Origin of the sequence: Niastella koreensis GR20-10 (genome assembly GCF_000246855.1) — a bacterium.
Lineage (GTDB): Bacteria > Bacteroidota > Bacteroidia > Chitinophagales > Chitinophagaceae > Niastella > Niastella koreensis.
On sequence record NC_016609.1, the window covers coordinates 31,311 to 56,554 of the forward strand.

The 25,244-nt window shown below is 45.1% G+C and carries 18 protein-coding genes; 10 read left to right on the forward strand and 8 right to left on the reverse strand.

Annotation, left to right across the window (positions count from 1 at the left end):
• On the reverse strand, nucleotides 1–3,180 hold the full coding sequence (locus NIAKO_RS00170; RefSeq protein WP_014216351.1) for a ligand-binding sensor domain-containing protein: 3,180 nt from the start codon (nucleotides 3,178–3,180) through the stop codon (nucleotides 1–3).
• A 47-nt stretch (nucleotides 3,181–3,227) separates the two neighbouring features.
• Between NIAKO_RS00170 and NIAKO_RS00175 the strand changes: the two genes are divergently transcribed.
• The 5 genes from NIAKO_RS00175 to NIAKO_RS00195 all read left to right on the forward strand — a co-directional run bounded on the left by NIAKO_RS00175 (nucleotide 3,228) and on the right by NIAKO_RS00195 (nucleotide 12,918).
• Nucleotides 3,228–4,832, forward strand: a complete 1,605-nt coding sequence (locus NIAKO_RS00175; RefSeq protein ID WP_014216352.1) for a family 43 glycosylhydrolase — start codon at nucleotides 3,228–3,230, stop codon at nucleotides 4,830–4,832.
• Between the two features lie 61 nt (nucleotides 4,833–4,893).
• Nucleotides 4,894–6,405, forward strand: a complete 1,512-nt coding sequence (locus tag NIAKO_RS00180; RefSeq protein ID WP_014216353.1) for a family 43 glycosylhydrolase — start codon at nucleotides 4,894–4,896, stop codon at nucleotides 6,403–6,405.
• Between the two features lie 5 nt (nucleotides 6,406–6,410).
• Nucleotides 6,411–7,514, forward strand: a complete 1,104-nt coding sequence (locus tag NIAKO_RS00185; protein ID WP_041347729.1) for a glycoside hydrolase family 88/105 protein — start codon at nucleotides 6,411–6,413, stop codon at nucleotides 7,512–7,514.
• 130 nt (nucleotides 7,515–7,644) lie between these two features.
• On the forward strand, nucleotides 7,645–10,887 hold the full coding sequence (locus tag NIAKO_RS00190) for a SusC/RagA family TonB-linked outer membrane protein (RefSeq protein ID WP_014216355.1): 3,243 nt from the start codon (nucleotides 7,645–7,647) through the stop codon (nucleotides 10,885–10,887).
• 18 nt (nucleotides 10,888–10,905) lie between these two features.
• On the forward strand, nucleotides 10,906–12,918 hold the full coding sequence (locus NIAKO_RS00195) for a RagB/SusD family nutrient uptake outer membrane protein (RefSeq protein WP_014216356.1): 2,013 nt from the start codon (nucleotides 10,906–10,908) through the stop codon (nucleotides 12,916–12,918).
• 63 nt (nucleotides 12,919–12,981) lie between these two features.
• Here the strand turns inward: NIAKO_RS00195 and map are convergent, their stop codons facing one another.
• The 4 genes from map to NIAKO_RS00215 all read right to left on the reverse strand — a co-directional run bounded on the left by map (nucleotide 12,982) and on the right by NIAKO_RS00215 (nucleotide 15,564).
• The gene (gene map, locus NIAKO_RS00200) at nucleotides 12,982–13,746 is read right to left on the reverse strand and encodes a type I methionyl aminopeptidase (RefSeq protein WP_014216357.1); all 765 of its coding nucleotides are present in this window, start codon (nucleotides 13,744–13,746) and stop codon (nucleotides 12,982–12,984) included.
• A 150-nt stretch (nucleotides 13,747–13,896) separates the two neighbouring features.
• Nucleotides 13,897–14,253: a DHCW motif cupin fold protein gene (locus NIAKO_RS00205; protein WP_014216358.1), complete on the reverse strand. Its 357-nt coding sequence runs from the start codon at nucleotides 14,251–14,253 to the stop codon at nucleotides 13,897–13,899.
• Between the two features lie 36 nt (nucleotides 14,254–14,289).
• Entirely contained in the window at nucleotides 14,290–14,919 is a 630-nt protein-coding gene (locus NIAKO_RS00210; protein ID WP_014216359.1) for an MIP/aquaporin family protein, read from the reverse strand.
• Nucleotides 14,920–14,946: 27 nt separating this feature from the next.
• Nucleotides 14,947–15,564, reverse strand: coding sequence for a DUF502 domain-containing protein (locus NIAKO_RS00215; protein WP_014216360.1), 618 nt, complete (start codon nucleotides 15,562–15,564; stop codon nucleotides 14,947–14,949).
• A 295-nt stretch (nucleotides 15,565–15,859) separates the two neighbouring features.
• Here NIAKO_RS00215 and NIAKO_RS00220 point away from each other — a divergent pair, with 295 nt between their 5' ends.
• A complete protein-coding gene (locus NIAKO_RS00220) occupies nucleotides 15,860–16,585 on the forward strand; it encodes a carbonic anhydrase (RefSeq protein WP_014216361.1) in 726 nt (241 codons plus the stop codon).
• A gap of 3 nt (nucleotides 16,586–16,588) precedes the next feature.
• On the opposite strand, the gene NIAKO_RS00225 is transcribed toward NIAKO_RS00220, so the two are convergent.
• Nucleotides 16,589–18,769, reverse strand: coding sequence for an ATP-binding protein (locus NIAKO_RS00225; RefSeq protein ID WP_014216362.1), 2,181 nt, complete (start codon nucleotides 18,767–18,769; stop codon nucleotides 16,589–16,591).
• Nucleotides 18,770–18,858: 89 nt separating this feature from the next.
• The gene (locus NIAKO_RS00230) at nucleotides 18,859–19,551 is read right to left on the reverse strand and encodes a LytR/AlgR family response regulator transcription factor (RefSeq protein ID WP_014216363.1); all 693 of its coding nucleotides are present in this window, start codon (nucleotides 19,549–19,551) and stop codon (nucleotides 18,859–18,861) included.
• A 146-nt stretch (nucleotides 19,552–19,697) separates the two neighbouring features.
• On the opposite strand from NIAKO_RS00230, the gene NIAKO_RS00235 reads away from it, so the two are divergent.
• Complete coding sequence (locus tag NIAKO_RS00235) at nucleotides 19,698–20,171, forward strand: Dps family protein (RefSeq protein WP_014216365.1); 474 nt, start codon at nucleotides 19,698–19,700, stop codon at nucleotides 20,169–20,171.
• A 17-nt stretch (nucleotides 20,172–20,188) separates the two neighbouring features.
• Here the strand turns inward: NIAKO_RS00235 and NIAKO_RS00240 are convergent, their stop codons facing one another.
• Nucleotides 20,189–20,776 carry a hypothetical protein gene (locus tag NIAKO_RS00240; RefSeq protein WP_014216366.1) on the reverse strand — a complete coding sequence of 196 codons (588 nt, stop codon included), beginning with the start codon at nucleotides 20,774–20,776 and terminating at the stop codon, nucleotides 20,189–20,191.
• A gap of 146 nt (nucleotides 20,777–20,922) precedes the next feature.
• Between NIAKO_RS00240 and NIAKO_RS38315 the strand changes: the two genes are divergently transcribed.
• The 3 genes from NIAKO_RS38315 (at nucleotide 20,923) to NIAKO_RS00255 (ending at nucleotide 25,237) form a co-directional block, all read left to right on the forward strand.
• Nucleotides 20,923–21,282, forward strand: a complete 360-nt coding sequence (locus NIAKO_RS38315; RefSeq protein ID WP_014216367.1) for a hypothetical protein — start codon at nucleotides 20,923–20,925, stop codon at nucleotides 21,280–21,282.
• A 298-nt stretch (nucleotides 21,283–21,580) separates the two neighbouring features.
• A complete protein-coding gene (locus tag NIAKO_RS00250; protein ID WP_014216369.1) occupies nucleotides 21,581–22,036 on the forward strand; it encodes a hypothetical protein in 456 nt (151 codons plus the stop codon).
• Between the two features lie 189 nt (nucleotides 22,037–22,225).
• A complete protein-coding gene (locus NIAKO_RS00255; protein ID WP_014216370.1) occupies nucleotides 22,226–25,237 on the forward strand; it encodes a SusC/RagA family TonB-linked outer membrane protein in 3,012 nt (1,003 codons plus the stop codon).
• Nucleotides 25,238–25,244: the final 7 nt, after the last annotated feature.

The window sequence follows — 25,244 nt, forward strand, 5'->3', positions numbered from 1 at the left end:
TTACTCAATCTTTTTCCAGCTGCTTAATTGAAATTCAAATTTTTGGTGCACAGGCATCCGCAATTCAAAATTAATTAAATCGGTTTCGCCTGAGATCAGTTGTAATGATCCATTATGCAGTTCGGTAAGCGATCTGGCAATCGGAAGTCCAATGCCGGTTCCCGGCTTACTGTTTCCGCGTATTCTTACAAATGGTTCAAATATTTGATGCCTGAATTCTTCTGGAATGCCTTTGCCATCATTGATAAAATTGATGGTAAAGTATTCGGCTGAATGTTCTATTGCAGCTATTCGTACGGTAGCGCTGGTGGCCGCATATTTAACCGCATTCGATACCAGGTTCGTACCTATTTTAATAAATGCTTCCCGGTCAACAAAAGCCATAAAATTATTGACTGGCAATTCCAGGTCCAGGGTTATATTATTGGCAGCGGCGGGTGCTTTAAAGCCATTCACCAGGTCAGCGAGGAGCGCAACAAGATCTGTTTTTACGAAGTTCAGGCTAAACTGGCTGGCCTCGGTTTTTCTGAAATCGAGCAGCTGGCTGGTTAATTCCACCAGGCGTTTAGCATTTTTTTCTGCTATCGTGAGGCTTTTATTTATTTCAGGGTCCTTACCAAATTTTTTCCGCAGCCATTCTATAGGTCCGGCAATCAGGGTAAGCGGGGTTTGTATTTCGTGGGTGATATTGGTGAAGAACTCAATTTTAGCCTGGTAGATCTCCTTTTCTTTTTCGTGTTCAAACAATTGCAGTTTGCGCAGGTTCTTTTTTTCGAGGTTTTGACGATATAAACGGGTAGCCAGGTAGATGGCTGTCGCCAATAGCAATGCATATAAAATATAAGCCGCGGTACTTTTCCAGAAGGGTGGCCTTATTTTGATAAACAGCTTGCGTTCCTTGCCTACCCAGCTTCCTATGTTGCTTTCAGCCTGAACAATAAATTCATAATTCCCCTGACTCAGATCGGTGAAGTAGGCTTTACGGTTCGTGCTGAGATAGGTCCACGATTTGTCGAGCCCCTTCATTACATATTTATACCGGGTTACTTCGGGCGCCGAAAAATTTAACGCGGCAAATTCAATACTGAAATTATTCTGGTTATAATCCAACACAATCGTATCGGTGTACAGAATTGATTTATTAAGGGGGCTCTTGTCTGCGGTAGGAATTACTTCTTTATTATTAAGCTGGAACCCGGTTATATACGTAGGCGGACTGGGTTCCTGCTGGTCGAAGGAAGCCGGATCGAAAGCGATCATTCCCTTTACGGAGCCAAAATACATTTTCCCATCAGTATGTTTGTAGGCCGAATTATAATTGAATTGATCGGTTATCAATCCGTTTGCCCTTGTATACACTTTAATTGCTTCGGTGGCAATATTAAAACGGATAAGCCCTTTGAGTGAGCTGATCCACAAATGCCGGGAATCATCTTCCAGAATACTGTACAGCACATTGGTGGGCAATCCGTTTTCGGTAGTGTATCGCTTTGTGCTTTTCCAGTCGGCGCTTAATTTTATTAACCCGCCGCCGGTAGTGGCAAACCACAAGGCATGATCGCTGTCTTCAAAAATATTATATACAGCAAATTCATTGGCAATATGTCCGTTAACGGTATCGCCAAACCGGAAGTTGCCATGCTGCCCCGTTGCCTGATTATAATAAAAGGCGCCCTGCGTTACGCTGCCTGTCCAGATATTTCCTTTTGAATCTTCAAAAATATCAAACACGTAAGAGTTGTATGGGATCTCGGGAATGCGTCTGAAGGTTTTATGCCGGGTGTCGTACTCAAACAAGCCCGAGCTGTGATATGCAGTACCAACCAATAACTTATTGTTTTTTGTGCGGTAGATGGCAATTACAAAATCACTTGACTGATCGTTCTTACTGCCTATGAGTTTAAACCTGTCCGTAATGGCCCCGGTACGCAGGTCCATTATTTCCAGGCCCTGCAAAAACGGACCGATAAATAACTGGTTATCCCATGCCAGTAAGCCATGAATATTGGGGTAGGAAATCGAACCCTTTTTTCCCGTTGCGGTGTAGTTGGTAAACTCACCGGTTCTTAGATCCAGTTTATTCAACCCTGCATCTTCGGTGCCGATCCATAAATTATGGTTGTTGTCTGCGCATATTTCCCGCACCGCTTCGCCTGAGATAGAATTGACCCCTGGTTTGGGGTAATACTTTTCAAACCTGGAATTGTCTTTGGAGCAATAGTTTACACCGCCAAAATAAGTGCCGGCCCATATGCCGCCCCGGTTATCCCGGCAAATAGTATAAACCGCATTATCCGAAAGCGCGTAAGGAGTACCGGTTTGTTTTTTAATGTTTCTGCTTGCATGGTTAATCAGATCATAAATATAAATGCCCGATTCGGTGGCGATCCAGTATTGCCCGTCATTGTCGGGGGCAATATCACGAACGTAGATGTCGCTATTGTCGGAGCGCAGCGATAAGGACCTCACTTCGCCGGTTTGCGTATTGTAGCTTTTTAATCCCTGTTTAAAACAGCCGATGAGTAATTCGTGATTATTGATGGGATATATTTTGCTTACCGATCGGGCATTGGCAGGCAAGCTTTCATTAACGATCCTGAACTTAGTGCTGTTTGTTGCCGAATTGTAAATACTGATGTTGCCATCATTATCACCCATCCACAAATTCTTATCAGTGTCCAGGGCAATACAGGAAGCGGGCGTTTTAAGATCTTCAAACCTGTTTTCGGCAGGCATGTATTTGCAGAGGGAGAAATTTACCAGGAACCACAAATTGTTCTTTTCATCTATAATAAGGTTATTGCTGTATTCCTTTGGAGCTGCGTCAATTTCAAAAAAGAGTTCTTTATACGGGTCATATTTAAAAAGGCCCTTACCTGTACCCACCCAGATCATGCCGTTCTTATCTTCAGCAATCGTGTTTATTACATTATTTCCTATCCTTCCAAATTTGTCTTTTTTGTTTTCGCAGGTTTTGAAAGCATAGCCATCAAAACGGTTGATGCCGTCGCGGGTGCCTATCCAGATGAGACCTTTGCTATCCTGGATAATAGCCGTTACAGCATTGTGCGCCAGTCCATCATCCACCTGGTATTGTTTAAAGTAATACTGGCCAAAGGATGCGGACGCGGCAAGCAGCAATGATGATATCAATGAAGTGATGTAGTACAGCAAGCGCATAATCCCTGATTCAAATATATAGAAAATGGAGGTTATAACCGGAGGGTTTGGAACGATTCGACAAAATGTTGAACAGGGAATTTGGGCCGGGTTTATTTATTTCGGTCATGCGATTGTTTTTGTCATTGTTATTTAGTTTCTGTGTTTTCAGTAGTAATTCCCAGCAGTTGGTATTACCGGGGGATCATCCCGATCCCTCGGTTGTTAAAATTGGTAATGAATACTGGAGTGTCGGCACTACTTCCAACTGGTTTCCCGCCTTTCCTTTATACCGTTCCAATGATCTGGTGAACTGGAAACCCGCTGGTCATGTGTTTACAAAAATGCCTGCCTGGGCCGACTATTACCTGTGGGCCCCTGAAATTTCCTACGATAATGGCAAAGTGTACCTGTATTATACCGGTCATAAAAAGGGTGGAAACCTTTGTGTGGCTGCAGCTGTAGCTGATAAACCTGACGGCCCTTATACAGACCTTGGCCCGCTGATGTGCCAGGATGATGGATCAATAGATCCATTTCCCATGCGCGATGAGCATGGAAAACTCTACCTGATCTGGAAAGAAGATGGTAACAGTGTTGGCAAACCTACGCCCATCTGGGCTGCAGAAATGAAGGAGGATAGAACGGCGTTGGTAGGGGAGAAGCAGGAGCTTTTTCGTGGAGATGCGTCCTGGGAAAAAGGATTGGTAGAAGGCGTTTCTATTATAAAGCAGAACGATTACTATTATGCGTTTTATGCCGCAGCTGCCTGCTGTGGTAAATCGTGTACTTATGGAACCGGTATTGCCAGGGCTAAAAACCTGTTAGGTCCCTGGGAAAAATATCCGGGAAATCCGGTAATGTCGGCCAGTGCTGAGTGGAAATGTCCGGGCCACGGAACAACGGTGGAGAAGGATGGCAGGCACTATTTTCTTTACCATGCTTATAGCACAATCACCGGGGCATATGGCGGAAGACAGGGCCTGTTAAATGAATTTGAATTTACGCCCGATGGCTGGGTACGGTTTTTAAATGGTAATAACTACGGTAAACTTACAGCTACAGAAAAAATTGAGGAGCATTTTTCCAGTCAAACATTAGCCGACAACTGGCATTGGAGCATTTTTCAACACGTGCAATACAGCATGGCAAACAATACCTTGAAGCTAGCTGCATTGCCTGCACCAGGCGCCTATATTGGCCAGTCTGTTTTAGCTGATAATTATTCTGCGGAAGTTACCGTACAGAAAGGTTCTACGGCGCAAGCGGGGCTTGCGTTGATAGGGGATGATAAAAACATTTTATATGCGGCGGTTGACAGTAATATGATCCGGCTGATACAGGTAAAAAAAGGGGAGGTACAGGTGCTTGCTGAAGAAAAGCTTACACATTATTCAGATCTTACCATCAGGGCTCAGGTAAAAAATAATACCCAGGTCACGTTTACATATAGTGGAGAGGGTACAACATTTAATTTGCTGAATACCATTGCTGCTGATATTTCATACTTGCCGCCGTGGGACAGGGCCGTGCGGATTGGATTGGTGTCTAAAGGCCCCATAGAAAAAGCAGCGTTCTTTAAAAACTTTATACTGGTCAATGAACCAACAGGCAATAGGCAATTGACAATAAACAATAATCTAAAAATTCTGGGAGTTCCGGAAACAAAGTAGTTCCGAAATCGTGAAGCCTTGTCAATTGGCTATTGATTAAAGCGACTAATCAAACCAATATATGAAACAGTTAATCATGAATGCCTTGCTGCTTGGCGGTGTTTTGCTGTTGAACGCCTGCCATAGAATAGGATTTCCTGGCGACCCGGTTGGGCCGATGGAAGATCTCTCCCACCTGATTGTTGACAGCACCTTTACCAACCCCGTTTTAACAGGAGGCGCCGATCCCTGGGTGGTACAAAAAAACGGCGCCTATTACTATACCTACACGCAGGGAAGCAAACTGGTGATCCTGGAAACTAAGAACATGTCGGAACTCGCCTCTGCACGCCGGTACGAAGTGTGGACACCACCCATCGGTACCGCGTATTCAAAAAATGTGTGGGCGCCCGAACTGCATTACATAAATGGTAAATGGTATTTTTATTTTGCCGCCGACGATGGATCAAATGCCAATCACCGCATGTATGTGGTGGAGAATGCTTCACCTACACCGGTAGAAGGTACCTGGGAGTTTAAAGGAAAGGTAGCCGACGCAACCAACCAGTGGGCTATTGATGGCACCATCTTAAATTACAACGGGCAGTTGTATATGTTATGGTCGGGCGGCAATGCCGGTGCGGCGCCGCAAAGTATTTATATTGCAAAAATGAGCGATCCCTGGACAATCTCCGGCGATAAGGTAATGATATCTACGCCTACCTATGATTGGGAGAAAAAAGGAAACGCCATCAACGAAGGACCGGAAACGCTCATCAATGCGCAGGGCCGGGTATTTGTTGTTTATTCGGGCAGCGGTTATTGGGTGGATGGATATTGCCTGGGCATGCTTTCGCTAAAAGAAAACGGCGACCCTTTGAACGCTGCCGACTGGACAAAAAAAAACACACCCGTTTTCTCCATGAAGGCGGCAAGCGGCGCTTACGGTACCGGACATAATGGCTTCTTTAAATCGCCCGATGGTACAGAAGACTGGCTCATCTATCACGCAAGAAACCTGCCCAATGGTGGCGATAACAATGGCCGCAATCCACGCATACAAAAGTTCAACTGGAATGCAGATGGTACGCCCAATTTTGGCGAACCGGTGCCGATCAACCAACCGCTGAAACGCCCGGCAGGGGAAACCGTGCGGTTGATATATCCCAAAGCCAACTGGTCTGTTGCCGGCTTCAGTTCCGAAGAAACCAACAACAGCCGCCTCGCCATCCGACTGATAGATGATACCCTCTCCACGTACTGGATTACCCGGTATTCAACCGATCCCACTGACTATCCCAATCACTGGATCTCGGCAGATATGGGCGACACGAATAAAGTAGATGGATTTATCATTTCGCAAAAATCAGGTGATCGTAAAATAAAAGAACTCGAAATACAGGTAAGCAATGATAACAGCAGCTGGGAGAGTCTTGGTGTGTTTACCCTTAATAATATCGATCTGTTAAAACAGTATGTGCCCTTGCCGGCACGTAAACAATGCAGGTATTTTAAACTGGTTCCCGTATCAGGTTATGATACGCAGAAACAACCCGGGTTGGCAGAAGTATGGGCCTTTCGATTTAAAAATTAATGCGCATGTATAAACAGGTATTTACATTTTTTTTGTTGTTGTCTTTTCAGTGGTTGGTAGCCCAGGAAAGCAGTCTCACAAAATTTCCCAAAGGCTATACGCCGCTGGAAGTTGGTAAATTGATAGGCTATCGTTTTATAAATGCCAAACATGCGCTGCATGCAGGTAAATGGATCAGTTACCCGGAAACATTCTATTGGAATGGCTCGTTGAAGTATGCCGCATTAAGCAACGATAAAAAACTGCTTGATTCCCTGGAACAAAAATTCCAGCCATTGTTCACCATAGAAAGCGCCCTGCTGCCCATTAAAAACCATGTGGACCTGAACATGTTTGGCAGCCTGCCGCTGGAGTTGTACCAGGTAACAAGAGATAAAAAGTACCTGGAGCTGGGACTGCCTTATGCCGATACGCAATGGGAGGTTCCCGAAAACGCTACCCCGGAGCAAAAAGCCTGGGCCGAAAAAGGCTACTCCTGGGAAACACGCTTGTGGATCGATGATATGTATATGATTACCATTGTACAAACCCAGGCTTATAAAGCAACCCGCGATATAAAATACCTTGACCGCGCAGCCAGGGAAATGGTCATGTACCTGGATGAATTGCAACGGCCCAACGGCCTGTTTTATCATGCCCCCGATGTGCCGTTTTATTGGGGGCGTGGTAATGGCTGGATGGCTGCAGGCATGACGGAACTGTTGCGCAATCTGCCTGTGAACAATCAATACCGGGCGCGAATTATGCAGGGTTATCAAACGATGATGAAAAGCTTAAAGGAGTTTCAAACGCCTGCCGGTATGTGGAACCAGTTGATCGACGAAAAAGACGCCTGGGCAGAAACTTCCGGCTCGGCCATGTTTACCTATGCCATGATCACCGGGGTAAAGAAAAAATGGCTGGATGCAAAAGAATACGCCCCTGTAGCCCGCAAGGCCTGGATGGCAATGGTGCCATATATCGATGACAAAGGCGCTGTTTCGGAAGTGTGTGTGGGAACCAATAAAAAGAACGACAAACAATATTATTACGACCGGCCGCGCAGCAAAGGCGATTATCACGGGCAGGCGCCATACCTTTGGTGTGTTGATGCACTGCTTGAAAAGTAAGCGTGATGGCGCATTTTGGAATGAATCGACAAGAGTTTGAACAGAACATCCGCAGGATGTTCTTTTTTTTTACAGTGAAGAAATTGTAAGCCTTCAAACGATTGTATTCAAACCAAAACGATTGACCATTATGGAAAAACATTTTAAAACAATGAGGCGGGCCAATGCCTGGTTATTGTTGCTGATGCTGTTCTCATTTTGCGCTTACGCGCAGGGTCCTGTAACGGGAAAGGTTACCGACTCACTGGGTAACGGATTGCCCGATGTTACAGTAGCTGTTAAGGGAACAAGCACAAGTGTAAAGACCGACGCAAAAGGCGCTTTCAGCGTAATGATGGGCAACGGCGCCATTTTAAAGATCTCCCATGTAAGTTTTGTTAGCCGCGAAGTGGCAGTAAATGGAAACAAGTCAGTATTCATTATCTTACAACCCGCTGCTACCGGTTTAGATGATGTGGTGGTGGTTGGTTATGGCACCATGAAGAAGAAAGACCTTACCGGTTCCATTATCCAGGTGCGTCCTGATAATATCGCCAACGAAAATCCCAAAACGGTTCAGGATATCTTACGCGGTACGCCCGGTTTGCGGGTTGGTTATGATCCTTCTGCCAAGGGCGGAGGTAACCTCGAGATCCGTGGCCGTCGCTCTGTGTATGATGATGGCGGGCACAACAACCCGTTGATCGTGCTGGACGGAATGATCTTTTATGGCGAGCTTTCTGAGATCAACCCTGATGATATTGAACAGATCGACATCCTGAAAGATGCCTCGGCCGCTGCTGTGTATGGCGCAAAAGCCGCCAGTGGTGTGATCCTCATTGCTACTAAAAAAGGTAAGCCTGGCAAGCCTGTTATTAATATGACCATGAACTACGGTGCTACCACCGTAGCTGATTACCGCAAAAGATTCACGCCCGAAGCTTATTTACAACACCGCCAGGACTGGTATACAAAAAACACCTATGGCGTGAATCCGCAAACCGGTGCTTACGAGGCCTATCAAACAGGCACCTTTGCCAGCAAGCCCGGCTATTTTAAGAAAGCAGATCAATTTCCGGACAATGTTACGCTGGACCAATGGCGGGGTTACACCGTTAACCAGGCAAACGAAAGTGATCAAAGCATCTGGGCAAAACGGTTAGGCTTTACCGGCAATGCCTTGCAGAATTTGCTGGATGGCAAAACGGTAAACTGGGCCGATCATACTTTCAGAACAGGTATTAATACCGACTTCAATGCCAGCGTAAGTGGGGCAGGTGACAGGGTTAATTACTATTTGTCAATGGGCTATTTGAAAAACCAGGGTGCAGTAAGAAGCGACAATTACCGGGCTGTACGCTCCAACCTGAAAGTAGATGCAAAAGTAAACAAATGGTTGGATCTGGGGGCTAACGTGAATTTTCAAGACCGCTCTGATGGCAATGTGGATATAGATATGGACCAGCAAATGCGGAATAGTCCGTATGCAGATTATGGGGATGCGAGCGGTAACCCGGTACAATATCCGCTGAGCTCGGAGTACAGCCAGCGAGGTTATAATTATGATTTTCAGCGGCAATACCTGGATCTTGAAAAAGGGTATACGGTGCTGAATACGATTGTGAACGGTAAAGTAAAGCTGCCATTCAATATTACTTACTCTTTCAATGCTTCTCCCCGTTATCAGTTCTTCTACGACCGTTATTTTATGTCGGCAGAACTGCCAGGCTCCGATCCTAAAACCCGGGGCGCCAACCGCGAGCAATCCAAACGCTTCGACTGGTCTCTTAACAACACCATTACATGGGACCAGCGTTTTGGTAAAGCCCATCACATAATGGTTACCCTGGTACAGGAAGCAGAAGACCGCAAGTACTGGCAGGACCGCATCGAGGCCCGGAATATCCTGCCTTCAGATGCATTAGGGTTTCATAATACCAAGAATGGTAGTAAGGAAAACAGCACTTACTTAACCAACGATGCGCACCAGTCGGCAGATGCTTTGCTGGGACGCCTGTTTTATTCTTACGACAACCGCTACATGCTCACCACCTCTATCCGTAGAGATGGCTACTCTGCATTCGGAACATCCAATCCTTATGCAGTGTTTCCTTCGCTGGCACTGGCCTGGACGTTTACCAACGAAAAGTTTTTCAAATGGAACGATGTGATGTCAAATGGTAAACTGCGTGTTTCCTACGGAAAAAATGGTAACCGCTCGTTGAACGATCCGTATGTGGCGTTGTCGAACCTGTCAGAAGGCGCGGGTAAAATGCAGGGATATCTGAACTCTGCCGGACAATTGCTTTTATACCGGTATTTATATGCCGACCGGTTAGCCAATCCTAACCTGCAATGGGAGAAAACCACTGCCTGGAACGTAGGATTCGATTTTGGTTTCCTCAACAATCGCATCAACGGATCGATAGAGTATTATACCATGCAAACGCACGATATGATCATGCGGCAGCTGCTGCCGAGTTTTACCGGCTTTGCTTCTATTACAACCAACCTGGGGCAGGTTAACAACAACGGGATGGAATTAGCCCTGAATACGGTGAACATCCGTAATGCAAAATTTCAATGGAACACCACGTTCGGATTATCGTACAATAGAAACCGCATAGTGCATTTGTATTACGACCGTACAGATGTTGTGGATGCAAACGGGAATGTAATAGGTTCAAAGGAAAAAGATGATATCACCAACAAGTGGTTTATTGGAAAATCCATCGGAGCTATCTGGGACTACCGGGTTACCGGCATCTGGCAGGCTAACGAGGTGAAGGAAGCGGCAGAATATGGCCAGTCGCCCGGCGATCCAAAAGTAGCCAACAACTATACGGCCGATGATGTGAAAAATGCCAATGGTACTGTTACCCATGTTTATAACGATAAAGACAAGGAATTTTTAGGAGAAACCTCACCGCCCTGGCATTGGTCGTTACGCAATGAATTTGTATTATTTAACGATCTCAGTGTTTCATTCAACATCTACTCTTACCTGGGGTATAAAGGGTTGTTCGACGACTATTTAAATACAGATGATGTGGGTGGACGCATGACTTACGCTTTACAGGATGTGCCCGCAAAAGAATACTGGACGCCTGAACATCCCACCAGCAAATATGGGCGCATTGAAGCCAAAGGCCCTACCGGCGCCTCCGGTGCGCAAATGTTGTATAACCGTTCCTTTGTTCGCCTCGACAACTTTTCAGTTGGTTACACCCTGCCCAAAAAATGGACTTCCAAACTGACATTGAACCGCGTGAAAGTATATGGCACTATGCGTAATGTACGTGCCTGGTGGTCGAAAGACTGGAAATACGGTGATGCCGAAACATGGGATTGGGCATCGCGGGTGTATAACCTGGGTGTGAACTTAATTTTCTAATCTATTAGCGGGAAAAATATGCAACCAAAATATAAAAGACTGAATAGTGTAATTAGTTGCTTCGCTTTATTTTTTGTTGGAATAGTATGTATAAGCAGTTGTTCCAAGAAGTTTTTAAAACCTGATCCACTGTCGTTTTATGAACCTACGGAAACGTTCAGTACCGAAGCAGGGCTGATGTCGGCTATGGCATTATGCGACCGTCACCTGAAAGCATACTGGGCCACCGATCATACCGAAATGCTTACGCTGGGAACGGAATACATTTTTTCTGAACTGATGGTTGCCAGCGCCACCGATAAACGAAGCCTATTGTGCGATGTAGCCAATATGCTTACCCCAACCAGTGAAACGGTTTATCAGAACCTCGACAGAACAAACAGCATCTGGTACCTGTGGGAGGAAACCTATAAGGGCATTATGTATGCCAACAACATTATACAGTTTGTTGATAAAGTAGAAACACTTGACCAGGCTACTAAAAATATGTATAAAGGCCGGGCTTATTTTCATCGCGCTTTCCGGTATATGGCCCTGGTATTTGAATATGGCGATATCCCATTGGTGACAAAGATCCTGGAAGTGCCAAAGCAAAACTACCGGAGTACAAAGCGGGATGCTGTCCTGCAAATGATCACAAAGGATATGGAGTTAGCGGTACAGTGGGTACCCGAACAAAAAGATATGTCGGCTATAGGAATGGTAAATAAGGGCGCGTGCCGTATGTTGCTGGCCAAATGTTACCTGGCGATAGGGGAATATGCTAAAGCAAAAGAGCAAACAGATATCCTGATCAACCAGTCGGGTTATTCACTGATGCAAAATAACTTTGGCACCTTCAACGATGGCGGCGAGCCACTAACCTGGCCAATTACGCGCAATGTGATCTGGGACCTGCACCGGCCTGAAAATAAACTCATCGCTGCCAACCGCGAGGTTATTATGGGCATGCCAAACAGGGGTTCCGATGCGGAGTCGTTTATTCAAATGCTCACCATGCGCATCCTGTATCCATTTGTTTTTGACACCCGCATTCAAACAAAAGATGGGAAGCAGGCCTTGCTGAACATAAGACGCAACGACCCTAATTATAATTCCAGGTATGATTATATGCGGGCGTTCGGCCGTGGTATTGCCACCTTCCGGCCTACGAATTTTTCTACCAACGCACTATGGAGTGTAAATGGTGTTATGGATGCAGACGATTTGCGGCATAGTTCAACGGTAGGCAACTGGATCCGCATGGAAGATTACAAGGTTAACAACAAGGCTTCTTCAGAATTCGGCAAACCGGTCACCCTGTTCAATCCCAATAATGGCGCCCTGCTGTGCAGCGATACCATTCGCCGCTGGTTCGATGTGCCGCATTATAAGCTCTTCCTGGATGATCCCGTAAATGAAGCCAATATTTCAGGTTCCGATGGCCTCAGGGGTGCTACCAATGGCGGTATTGCAGACTGGTATCTCTACCGGTTGGCGGAAACCTATCTGTTGCGGGCTGAAGCAAAATATTATCTGGACCCGAATGATGTAACTATTAAAGACGATCTGAATGCCGTGCGGCAAAGAGCCAAATGCACCCAGTTATACCAGGGAACTGTTACTATCGGCGATATTATGAACGAGCGTGCCCGGGAATTGTACTGGGAAGAATGGCGGAATGTAGAATTGAAACGCGTATCGCTGTGTTTGGCCCGGAGCGGCAAACCAGATGAATGGGGTAATGTATATAATCTGAATGATTTTGATAAACAGGCTGGCACCGGCCCTTCCGGTGGAAGCTACTGGTATCAACGAATTAATCATTACAGCCTGTATAATAAAGGCCCTGTCCAGATCAATTCAACAGGTAATAGCAGTCCCAACTATACTATGGATAAAAAGAATATGTACTGGCCCATTCCATATGCAGCCATTACTGCCAATAACAAAGGACAATTAAGTCAGAATTTTGGGTATGATGGGTATGATGCCGGCGCTCCTAAGTGGGATAACTGGGAAGATGCCGTTGCCGATGAAAGTAAAAACTAGCTGCCCCTCATGGGGTGGAGAAACAAGAAGAGCCCTCCCGATTCATCGGGAGGGCTTTTTTTATTAGTTCCAGACACCGTTCATTTCCGTCAGTATAATAGGTTTATCTTCCGTTACTACAATCGTATGTTCATGTTGCGCCATAAAGCCTCCTTTATTGCCAACCATCGTCCAGCCATCGGGGAGGGTTTCAGCAAAAGTGGAGGTGGTTGAAATAAATGTTTCAATGGCAACAACCCCATTCTTCTTAAATCTTGACAGGTTGTGCGGGTCTTTGAAATTGGCTATTTCGCTGGGTTCTTCGTGAAGGCTTCTGCCCACACCATGTCCGGTTAAGTTTTTAATTACTTTAAAACCCCGCTTCTTCGCCTCCGTTTCAATCAATTCACCAATATCTGAAATGCGAACACCGCCTTTAATGTTATAGATCGCTTTATGCAGGATGGCTTTTGAAGCATCAACGAGTTGCTGATGATGGTTAAGGTCTTCCCCCAATACAAACGAGTTGCCATTGTCTGACCAAAAGCCGTTCAGCTCGGCTGAAACATCAATATTAATCAGATCGCCTTCTTTCAGTATTCTTTTGTCTGACGGAACCCCGTGACAAAATTCATTGTTCACACTTATACAGGTCCAGCCCGGGAAACCATACGTAGCATAAGGCGCAGATCTTGCCCCAAAATCCCTGAGGATCTTTGCACCATAGTTGTCTAATTGTTTTGTTGTCATCCCCGGTTGAGCATAGTCCCGCATTTCCTTCAGGGTGTGGGCAACGGCCTCACTTACCTTTTTCATCCCGGCCAGCTCAGATTCTTTTGTTATAGACATATTCGGAATTTGTATACAAATATATACAAAGGATACCGGGTGTTTGTTGTCTCCGGGATGTTTTGTATTAACTTCCCCCTCCACGTTTAATTCATGGACAAGCACCGGCGATGGTTTTGGGCTTATGGACAGGATCCTCAGGCTTTTCTTTTATGCCATGTATTTAGAAAGTTGCAGGAAATCGCCATCTATTATTAACAACTTCACCCCATTTTCTGTAAACGATCTGTGACTGCTAAGGTCATCCGATACCACATATGTCATACCCTGGCCAAGCCTGAATTGTTGGCCGTTATCCAACTCGCTGATAAATTCTCCTTCGAGGCAATGAACGATATGGCCTTTTTTACACCAGTGATCGGCCAGGTATCCCTTTGAGTAGTCAACTTTTCTAATACGTAGTCCTTCTAATTGCAGGGTTCGCCAAACGGCTGTGCCGGTGGTTCCCGCATGTTCAGTTTCAGGAATAAGGTCCCAGTCAATTGTTTGAAAGTTAAAGTGGCTCATGCTTTCAAAGATACCCAAAAAGCCATGATCCCGGATCTATTTATCATCCGGATTATTAATTCTAAAGATCAATGCCGCTGCCGCACCGCCACCAAAACAACCCACCATAAAAACCCAGAAATCACTCCAGGCGGCCAACCGCATAACGCTGATGCCTGTGGCCACGGCTGGATTAAAAGCGCCACCCGAGATGGGACCTAATGCATAAGCCATGCATAAGACGGTAAACCCGATTGCCAGTCCATAAAAACTATTTCCGGCATTGCCCTTTGCTGTAGCAGTATTTAACACTACATACGCCAGGGCAAATGTGCCCAGGAATTCTGCCAGTAATCCTTTTGAGGCGCTTGCCATCACCGGAGCTGTTGCTGGTATTTTATCGCCCAGGAATGCTTGTACTGCTAATGCAGCTACAATGCCGCCGATGATCTGCACGATCATGTATTGAATAGCTTCCGATGTATTTATTTTACCCCGCAATAAGATAGCCAGGGAAACGGCAGGGTTATAATGGCCACCTGAGATATGGCCGCCGGCAAACACCATAACCATTAATGCGGTACCAATAGCAAGCGGGGCAAAATCGCCTTTGCCGCCCGCTACCGTCATTCCTATTACCAGCACAAAAAAGAAGGTGCCGATAAATTCAGTTAATAACTTTCTCATAAAAATGATTTAAGCGTTAAAAGAAAACTACGTGATGGTAAGGCCTTTGCCCAATTGCTTTAAACAGGAATTGAGCGTTTGCGAGTCCATGGTCAGTTTCCTGCAACAGTCTTTTGGTACAATGGCTACCTGGCCGGTTTCAAAAGTGGGGGCTGAAGGAAAAAAAACAGTTGTATCGCCGTTGTCGGCTATATTGATCAGGTAGGCTGGCTTCCAGTATTCCTGGGTTTTTACAAGGCAGGTTTCAAAAACAGGCTCTTTTTCTTCAGGCGCGACGCCGATCTTTTTTTGTGTTTCTTTTTTCAGGTCGGTATAGCCGGGAATAAATCCTGCCAGTTTACTATCTATGGAATCACTCATTCTTTTGAAGAACGTAAGCCGTACCAGGAAGCCAGCGATCAAACAAAGCAGGAATAGTAACACCAGCGCCACCAGCACATTCCCGCCAGGGCCCAGCAATGTATCGATGAAAAGTAGTTTTGATACTTTGTCTGCCACGGCCATGATCTTGTCCCAGAATTTGCTAATCAGCGCCACTGCAACAAGTACCGGCATTAAAAAGATAAAACCGGTAATAATATGCCGGCGGATAATTTTGTACATGCTTCTCATTGCTGTTTCAACTCCGTCAACAAATTTGGCCATTTTCAATTTCTTTTACTGGCGGACAGCTGATTTTACCGTAAAGTATTTCACTTAAAATATGTTGTGTGCTTAAAAACAGCCGGTAACAGCCTGGTGTGTTTTACGGTGAAACACGTACAAATGATTGCTGGCCGGTAATTATTGAGTTATTTTAAGCAAACAGTTGCTATGAGAAAAACGCTCTTTCTTTCAGCTTTTTATAGCGCTTTTGTGATGGGTGGCTATGCCCAGGATGCTACTACGGCATTTGAATTTTCAGGACACAATTAAAAAAGAAAGAATAAATCCGGTGTGTATGCGTAATTGTATTCTTATTATCGCCTTGTGGTGGTGCATGGCTTGCCAACGGGGGCAATTGAAACCCATTGCGCTTCCCGCTGATTCAAAACCGGCTACGGCCCCATCTTATGTTCCATCCCTTAAGCCGGCTGCCAATGAGATCCTGGCGAAGTTAAAAGCAGGCAATGCCAACTTTGTGGCCAGGTTTTCTTTTGTGAATGTTCACTCCGACAGCTCCTATAATTATTACGATCAGATAATAAGATCGGGGAAGGATCAGCACCCTATGGCCTGTGTGCTAACCTGTATGGATTCAAGGGTGCCGCCTGAAATTATTTTTGATGAGGGCATCGGGAATTTGTTTGTGTTACGGGTTGCCGGCAACATCCAGGACGATGATATCCTGGGAAGCATTGAATATGCAGTGGCTGAAAAGAATATAAAACTAATTGTAGTAATGGGGCATACCAATTGCGGGGCCATCGCCGCCGCCTTTGGCAATGTTGATTCATCGGCCAAAGAATTGTACGAGTTAATTGCTCATGTTAAAAGAGCTAAAGTGCCTAATGATCAGCCGCCTTACAATGCTACCGCTAAAAATAATGTAGCGCTTACCATGGAAGATATTTTACAACACAGTTCTACGGTAAAGAAAAAATACGATGATAAGGAATTGATGCTGGTAGGTGCATTGTATAATGTTAGCAATGGTAAGGTTAGCTGGAAGGACCTGGATTGGTGACCGTTACAATAATGAGGCATGGAATTGCTTTGCTTCTGCCATCGCCTGGCGGCAGGTATCAGTTATTTTATGGAGCGTATTACGTAGTTGTGTATTATCCCGGTTGCCTGCTTCCACTTCATCCAACAGCGGATTGAGCGTATCATTCAATCCCATCACCGAAATGGTAGTTTTTAAATTATGGGCAATCCTTTTCATCGCGTCGGTATTGCCTTCCTGCAAAGCCATTTCCAGTTGTTGCAGGGCAACAGGAACCGCCTGTAGAAATTTCTGGGTTACATCCTTCTCATAGTTTTTATTCCCGGCGCTTACGTCTTTCAGATAATCCAGCTGAATGAAATTATAGTTGTTTGTTTCTTCGCTGGGTTTGGGAGTTTCCGTTTTCACTACCGGTTGCGCGAAGGAGGTGAAACGGTTTATCAGGTCACGCAACTGGTCCTGTTTTACGGGCTTGGTGATGTAATCGTTCATACCATAACTCAAACACTTTTCTTTTTCACCCGGCAGGGCATGCGCCGTCATGGCAACAATAGGAACGGTTAACTTTAACTCATTGCGGATTTTTCTGGCAGCGGTATAGCCATCCATTACCGGCATTTGAATATCCATCAGCACCAGGTTAAATTCTTTCTTTTTTAATAGTTCGATGGCTTCCTGGCCATTGTTGGCAATAGCAAAAGGAATGTTCCAGTTCCTGAAAATATGACTGAGCAGGCTTTGATTGGCCTCATTGTCTTCCGTGATCAGAATATGGAGATTGGTATGGGTATTGTTTGCGATCGGCAATTCTGAGATGCCAAGGTTGTTGCGAATTTGTTGGGTCGAAATAAAATAGGGGAGCGTAATGGTGAAAGCTGTACCGGTGCCCGGTGTGCTTTCAACTGTGATAGTTCCTTTCAACAGATCAACCAGGTCTTTCACGATTGATAAGCCCAAGCCGGTTCCGCCATATTGCCGGGTAATGGTATCATCAGCCTGCTGAAACCGGCCAAAGATCTCTTTCAGTTTTTGCGGTTCAATCCCAATTCCCGTATCCCTGATAACAAATTGGAGCGTCACAATATTATCAATGATCTCTTTTTTGATGATCCGTAGATCTATAGCTCCTTTTTCGGTAAACTTGATCGCATTGCCCAACAGGTTATTGATTATTTGCGTCAGCCTCACCGGGTCGCCTTCCAGGATATCGGGCAAAGAATTATCGATGGCGATGGTTAAGCTGATGCTTTTGGACATCACCTTTTGCTGTACCATCAGTTCTATGGAGTTTACCAGTCCCCTCAGGCTGAAGGGCAGTTTTTCTATCCGCATCATGCCGGCTTCGATCTTTGAAATGTCCAGGATATCGTTTACGATCGTCAGCAGGTTCTCGCCCGAACTTTGAATGGTAGTTACAAAGTGTTTGGCGTCATCATCCATTCTTTTTTGCGATAGTAATTGTGTAAATCCAAGGATGGCGTTCATTGGCGTGCGGATTTCATGGCTCATGTTGGCCAGAAAGTTTTCTTTGACTCTTGCCGTTTCGCGAACTTTTTTTTCAGACCGGATCAGTTTCTGCATGATGTGCAGGATATACCATAGCAACACACCGGTTGCAAGTAATACCAGGGCAATGAGCATATAACTGAATTCAAGCGCCTTTTGTCCGCTGCGTTGAACGGAGTTGGTTATTACTGCCAATTCATCCCGCCGGGCTTCGGTTACGTCCCGCACCGTGCTTTCAATATCATAGGAAACCCATTCGGGCAGGTTGGCCTTAATGGTATCTTCGGCAGCCTGTACACTGTGCCGGTGATAAGCATGCAGCACGTTATGAAAGAGATTGATCTTTTTTTGAATGGTAGTGTCGAGTTTATGAATGAGGGCAACGGTATGTGAGTCGCCGGGAATGGCCATCAGAAATTGTTGAGATCGCTGGATCTCTTCAAATTCAACATTCAACCCGGTTAAATAGCTGGTGTCGCCCGATTCAATAAATCCGCGGATCTTTCTTTCAATCACCACTTTGCTTTTAGTGGCATTCAACATATTCTCGGTGATCCGGAATTCGCCCATGAGCTTTCTGTTGGCCTTGATGAGGGAATTCAGGTGTTTGGTTGAATTGTACTCCACGTAAATGAGTACAATCGTTCCGGCAAGGAATGCAGCGAGAATATAGAATATGATCCTTTTTCCTGACATCATGCTAATTTAATTGTGCATTGCCAATGGGGAAGGGGGTACTCTGCAAAAAAGGAAAATCGGTCGGTAAAAAAGGGATATTGAGCGATGGTCTATAACACATTCATTCTCTTATTTAAAGTGGCCCTGTAGGCATCGGCTACCGGTACTGTTTTTTCATTCACAATAAGTACGCCGTCGCGGATCGTGTCTATTTTGTCGATGGCTACAATAAATGACCGGTGCACCCGCAGGAATTTCTGTGCAGGCAGGTGTTGTTCCACCGCTTTTAGCGAGTTGTGAATAGCATAGAACCGCTGGCCGGTATGCAGTTTTACATAATCGCCCATGGCCTCCGCAAAAAGAATATCATCCAGTTCAAGCCGCCGCACAATATTCGAATCCCTGATGAATATGAAATCATTACTGGCATTGAATTGGGCTTCCTTGCTTTCCAGCAGGTCCCGGGCTTTATCGATGGCCTGAATAAAACGGCTGGTAGTAACCGGTTTTACGATATAGTCAACCACATTCAGCTCAAAGGCATCCACCGCATATTCTTTTTTGGAGGTAGTGAAAATGATCAGGGGCCGTTTGGCGCCCAGGTTCTTTATCAGTTCCAGGCCTGTCATCCCGGGCATTTCAATATCCAACAGGATAACATCTACGGCTTCCTGCTGCAGTAAATTATAGGCCTGCAGGGCATCGGCGCATTCCCCAACAACCGTACAATCTTTTATCCGGCTGGCCAACTGAAGCAGTGTTGTTCTGGCTATTTCGTTATCGTCTACGATCAGGACATTCATATCTTAAAGATAAAGAATATGGCCGACTTGCCAAATGACCTGCTTACCGATCGGTTTGCCTTGTTCAACGACTGGCCCTTTACCACCCATTCCTGCTGCAGTAAGTTGCACCTGCATTACAACCACTAACAATAAAACAATCAATCATGAAAACGAATATAGGTATCAGTGAAACCAACACCGCCGAAGTGGCGCATGAACTGAGCAAAATACTGGCCGATGAATTTGTGTTGTATACAAAAGCAAGGAATGCCCATTGGAATGTAGAAGGCCCTGATTTTGTGAATAAGCATTTGTTTTTTGAAACCCAGTACAATGAGCTGGCAGATATCGTAGATAACGTAGCGGAAAGGATCCGGCAATTGGGACATTATGCGCCGGCCACGCTGGGCGCCTACCTGGAGCTGACAGAATTAACGGAAATACACCGGCAGCGAAATGACGGCATTGGGTTCATTAAGGAATTGCTGGAAGATCACGAGCACATCATTTTCACCTTGCGGAAACACATCGGGGCATTTGCCAGCCAGTATCACGATGAAGGCACCAGCGATTTCATTACGGGATTAATGGAGAAGCATGAAAAGATGGCCTGGTTTTTAAGAGCGCATTTGCAGTAAGGTCTTTCCAACTCCACCTACTTCCCAAATTTAGAACCCTTCCACGCATTCAACATCTGTTGCCCTTTTTCTTCTTCTTTATACACGATGTTTAGCGAAAATTCTCTTTTGCCGAAGAGCCGGTAATACATCAAAGAGTGTAGAACCATTTTATTAGGATAGGTAACAGTGGTTACAAATGTATTGAACTCCAGGTTGCTGATTTTCTCTATTCTCGTAGTAGTATCAACCTTAACTCCCTGCAGTTGGGTAGTTATAGTCTTATAGAGCATATTATTGATTGCCTGTTTGGTTTCTAAATAATCACCATCAACGGCAGGATTAAAAGGCTGGTAACTACAATCAATATGATTCATTAGATCAGTCTTGACTGAAAACAGCAGGGTGGCGTGATTCTCCACTTTTGTATTATTGGCCTTGTCCATAACAGCAGCTCCTTTGCTTTCCAATCTGGCCATTTCTGCAGAATCAATGGATACAAAATTATCCGGAAGGGTAATGCTCCAGTTGAATGCTGCACTGTAAAATTCTTTTTTAGGATTGGTTTGTGCGGTACAAACTTGAACGCCTGCTAACAGGCATAACAGGAAGAATATGCTTTTCATCAGGAAGATATTGGGTTATAATACCACAAGGTTATAAAAACTATTTATAAAACATAGCATCGATACTGTTTATAAATAACCAGATGGTACAGGATAATTTTTCATCTACAGGGGTAGCTTTACAGCGCTAGCTAATCTATTGCCGTATGATGAATTACAGATCACTCTTTTTTAATATTATTGTTATTGTTGCTTCGTTCAATGCCATTGCCCAGGAAAAGCTGGCGGCTCAAACAGCCTTAAAACCGGTTGCGTTTTCGGTAAAACCTTCTCAAGGATATACGTTCCGGTTAACAAACCCCTGCTATCCTTTTCATGGTAATAAAAATTCCATCGTGCGTACAGCGCCGGCATTGGCTGAGCTCACCGGCGCCTGCATAGAAATATTGAATCCATCTTCAATGTCATTATACCAGATCACCTGGTTGCCACAAATGGCTACCACCCAAAATCACCACCTTCTTTGCCATATTGTTTTTCCTGCCATTTCTCAGGTTCGATCTTAATGAGCTTCCAAAAGTTGGCCAGTTCTCCTGTAAGACGATTTTCAGTTGTGATGATCTTATCGTATAATTCGTTAAAGGAAATAGGTTCCCACATAGTACCTCAAATATAAAAAAAGAATCCTTTTATGTGCCCCCGTAAGGAATTGTAAAGATTATTTAGAAAAGTAGTTTACACGTTTATTGCCCCATTTTACACGGCTATTGCCCAAAACTGCACGTTTATCAAATGAAATGGCTAATTATATTTTGGCATTACAATTTTATTTATTTTTCGGCTTAACAAACATTACAGTGCTGTATGAAAATTTTCTATTTATTTTCTCTGATATGCCTGCTGCTGGCATCTTCCTGCATAAGAAGTAAAGACGATTGCCCGGGCAACTTATTGGATAAAGGCGACGACCGGTTAACCATTGTGAATAATTCATCGGAAAATGTAAATTTTACCTTCAGCTTTCAGTATCCACAAGACTCCGGTTATTTGGCGGCTTATGTTCCAACAGTGCAGTCAATAAATAACGATCCTATCTGGAATGTAGGGGCTAACAGCTCAAAAAAATACAAATCACGGGGCTGTTGGACTGCAGGTTTCGATCAACTTTTTCCTTCAGGCAAAATGCACATCCTGATCTTTAACATAGATTCAGTAAAGGCCTATCCGGCTGCAGAGATCATCAGCCGGGGCTTGTACAAAAGCTATCTGTACACGCTGGATGAATTAATAGCCAACAACTGGCAGGTAGTATATCCTTAATGGAGTAAGAAAGTGGTAAAATAATAAATGATATTTTAATTTAATGGGACGACCCCGGCGATACCGTCGGGGTCGTTTGCGTTTTGGGTACCCCATATTACCAAATTGTTACTCACTAGGGGATAGGAAGTCATTTCGTGTATACGCCTGTGGATAGTATCTAAACCAACACTAAATACACGTTTACGTATGAACATTCGATCGCTATTTATGGTAGGAGTATGGTTGGCGTGCATTAGCTTTTCCCGGGCTAATATTCCATCCCCTCACAAGTATCAACAGGTTGCTTCAAAGGAGCCTGTTAAAGGAACAGTTGTTGGCGCCGACGGCAGCCCCATCGCCGGCGCAACAGTAAGATCACTTTCTTCCAAACACACCACCACCACCAACGAAAAAGGGGAGTTTTCCCTGCCCGTTGCCGATGGGGAGAAACTGGTGATTTCATTTGTTGGGTATAAAGACCAGGAAGTAATTGTTTCCGGCGCCTCTCTGCAGGTAACCCTGGCAGTAGGTGACAGCCGGTTGAATGAGGTAGTGGTAGTAGGTTATGGCAGCCGTACAAAAGCCGACGTAACCGGTGCTTTAACACAGTTAAAAGCCGATAATATAAGACAGGGCGTTAATATTTCTGTAGATAACATGCTGCAGGGTAAAGTTGCCGGGGTGCGCATTGCGCAATCGAGCGGTGAACCCGGCGCTGGTGTAGATGTGTTCATCCGTGGTGTGGGTTCTGTGCGCAGCGGTAGTACGCCTCTTTTTGTAGTAGATGGTGTGCCCCTGAGCAACGATAACGTGAGCGCAGCAGGTACCGATGTGGGTATGGGTAGCTCTGATGCCAAGAACCCGCTGAACTTCTTAAATACAAGCGATATTGAAACCATCACCGTATTAAAAGACGCTTCCGCTGCAGCCATTTATGGCGCCAGAGGTTCAAACGGCGTGGTGCTTATTACAACCAAACGTGGTAAAAAAGGCGATCCTTCATTAACGTATGACATGTATGTAGGTACTTCTAAAGTTATCAAAAAACTGAAACTGCTGAATGCAGATCAGTACCGGAAAGCCATAGTTGACCCATCTTCTGACCACGGTGGCAATACCGATTGGCAGGATGCGATCATGCGCAACGGTTTTGTGCAAAACCACAACCTGTCGTTCACAAAAACTACGAATACAGGCGGCTACCTGGCATCGCTTTCTCACCTCGACCAGACCGGTATTATAAAGAACAGCGGTTTCAAAAGAACAACAGCCCGGTTGAATGCCGAGGAGTCATTCTTCGACAACAAACGGTTGACTGTTAAAATGAACCTGACTGCCAGTAATATCGACGAAACCGGTATCCCCAACGGAAGTACTGCCGGGTCAGATGGTCAGGTGCTCATGTATGCGCTGATGGCCAACCCCACCTGGAACGTGTATGATTCTGCCGGCAACTTTACCAATTTCAAAAAGGTGCAGATCTTTAACCCCCTGTACGTGTTGAGTGTATATGACGACAGAACCAATACCTTCCGCGTGTTGGGCAACATGGAAGCCACCCTGCGTTTGTTACCAGGCTTGAACTACCGTTTCAACGTAGGTATCGATAAATCAACTTCAGAGCGTAAGACCACCATGTACCCGAACCTTACAGACCGTACACCAAAGGGTATCTATAATCAAAACAACCTGAAATCACTGACCACTTTGCTGGAGCACTACCTTACCTACAACCTGGCTATTCAAAAACACCAGGTAGAAGTATTGGGTGGTTTTTCCTATCAGAAGTTCAATTTCTCAGGTACAGCTTTCAATGTACAGAACCTCGTAGCGCAGGGTACAGGTGTACCGCCTATGTATAACCCGGGTTATTCCGGAACGCCCGGCGCCCCCGGTGGTTATGCGCAGGAGAATGAACTGCAGTCTTACTTCGGTCGCGTGAACTATAACTACGACAATCGTTTCCTGTTCACCGCCTCTATTCGTGCAGACGGTTCTACCCGTTTTGGTGAAAACAACAAATATGGTTACTTCCCTTCATTTGCAGCAGGCTGGAACCTTACGCGTGAAAAGTTCCTGGAGAATGTTTCAGTAATCAATAACCTGAAACTGCGTGCCAGCTGGGGACAAACCGGTAACCAGGAAGTACCTAACAAAATTACCCAGGCCAGCTACACCCAATCTGCCAGCTCTGGTTATTACCTGGATGGCACCAACCTGGTAAATGGCGTTACCGTAAACCGTACCGCTAACCCAAATCTTAAATGGGAACTGGTTGAACAGTACAACATAGGCACCGACTTCGAATTGTTTAAAAACAAACTGTACGGTTCAATTGAATACTATAACAAAACCACCAAAGATCCTATCCTATATATTCCTTCAGAACCATTGAGCCCTACCTCTATGGTGTGGAAGAACGTGGGCGCCGAGATCATAAACAAGGGTGTTGAATTTACGTTGGGATCGCAGCTCATCAATACAAAAGACCTGAGCTGGACAGTTGATGTAAACGGCGCTACCCTTAAAAACACCATCAAAGACCTGCCGGTTTCCCAGTTGTTTTCTGGTAATATCTCAGGTCCGGGACTTTCCGGTGTAAATGCCAACATCTATAAAAACGGCTATGCTGCAGGTTCATTCTTTTTAATAAAGCACCTGGGCTACGATAAAGACGGCAAGGATATTTTTGAAGATAAGAAACAGGATGGCATTATCAATGCAGACGACAGACAGATCTTCCCGGGTGCTATTCCCAAATTCAACTATGGTTTAAACAGCCAGTTACGCTATAAAACCCTGGATCTGGGCTTTTCATTCATTGGGCAAACAGGCGGTTACCTGTTTAACAACACCGCGCTTGACCTCAGCATCAACAACCTGAAAACAGACCGCAACACGCTGAAAAAATATGTTGATAACCATGCAGACCTTGGCAACCAGGTTGTGGTGTCATCGCTGTTCCTGGAGAAATCAGATTTCCTCCGCCTCAGCAACCTGCGTTTGGGAAATACCTTTAAGTTCAAACAAATTCCCTGGATGCAATCGCTCAACATTTATGTAAGCGCGCAAAACCTGTTTACCATCACTAAATACTCTGGCTACGATCCGTTGGTGAATACTACCAAAAATGTAGACGGTAACCAATCGCTGGGTGTTGATTATACTACCTATCCCGCAATTAAAACATTCCTGTTAGGCGCAACGATCAAATTTTAAATCATTT

Bases quoted from the DNA above. Each gene is read 5' to 3' on its own strand.
- NIAKO_RS00170 (WP_014216351.1), bottom strand. From the start codon at position 3,180: ATGCGCTTGCTGTACTACATCACTTCATTGATATCATCATTGCTGCTT.
- NIAKO_RS00180 (WP_014216353.1), top strand. From the start codon at position 4,894: ATGAAACAGTTAATCATGAATGCCTTGCTGCTTGGCGGTGTTTTGCTG.
- NIAKO_RS00185 (WP_041347729.1), top strand. From the start codon at position 6,411: ATGTATAAACAGGTATTTACATTTTTTTTGTTGTTGTCTTTTCAGTGG.
- NIAKO_RS00190 (WP_014216355.1), top strand. From the start codon at position 7,645: ATGGAAAAACATTTTAAAACAATGAGGCGGGCCAATGCCTGGTTATTG.
- NIAKO_RS00195 (WP_014216356.1), top strand. From the start codon at position 10,906: ATGCAACCAAAATATAAAAGACTGAATAGTGTAATTAGTTGCTTCGCT.
- map (WP_014216357.1), bottom strand. From the start codon at position 13,746: ATGTCTATAACAAAAGAATCTGAGCTGGCCGGGATGAAAAAGGTAAGT.
- NIAKO_RS00205 (WP_014216358.1), bottom strand. From the start codon at position 14,253: ATGAGCCACTTTAACTTTCAAACAATTGACTGGGACCTTATTCCTGAA.
- NIAKO_RS00210 (WP_014216359.1), bottom strand. From the start codon at position 14,919: ATGAGAAAGTTATTAACTGAATTTATCGGCACCTTCTTTTTTGTGCTG.
- NIAKO_RS00215 (WP_014216360.1), bottom strand. From the start codon at position 15,564: ATGGCCAAATTTGTTGACGGAGTTGAAACAGCAATGAGAAGCATGTAC.
- NIAKO_RS00220 (WP_014216361.1), top strand. From the start codon at position 15,860: ATGCGTAATTGTATTCTTATTATCGCCTTGTGGTGGTGCATGGCTTGC.
- NIAKO_RS00225 (WP_014216362.1), bottom strand. From the start codon at position 18,769: ATGATGTCAGGAAAAAGGATCATATTCTATATTCTCGCTGCATTCCTT.
- NIAKO_RS00230 (WP_014216363.1), bottom strand. From the start codon at position 19,551: ATGAATGTCCTGATCGTAGACGATAACGAAATAGCCAGAACAACACTG.
- NIAKO_RS00235 (WP_014216365.1), top strand. From the start codon at position 19,698: ATGAAAACGAATATAGGTATCAGTGAAACCAACACCGCCGAAGTGGCG.
- NIAKO_RS00240 (WP_014216366.1), bottom strand. From the start codon at position 20,776: ATGAAAAGCATATTCTTCCTGTTATGCCTGTTAGCAGGCGTTCAAGTT.
- NIAKO_RS38315 (WP_014216367.1), top strand. From the start codon at position 20,923: ATGATGAATTACAGATCACTCTTTTTTAATATTATTGTTATTGTTGCT.
- NIAKO_RS00250 (WP_014216369.1), top strand. From the start codon at position 21,581: ATGAAAATTTTCTATTTATTTTCTCTGATATGCCTGCTGCTGGCATCT.
- NIAKO_RS00255 (WP_014216370.1), top strand. From the start codon at position 22,226: ATGAACATTCGATCGCTATTTATGGTAGGAGTATGGTTGGCGTGCATT.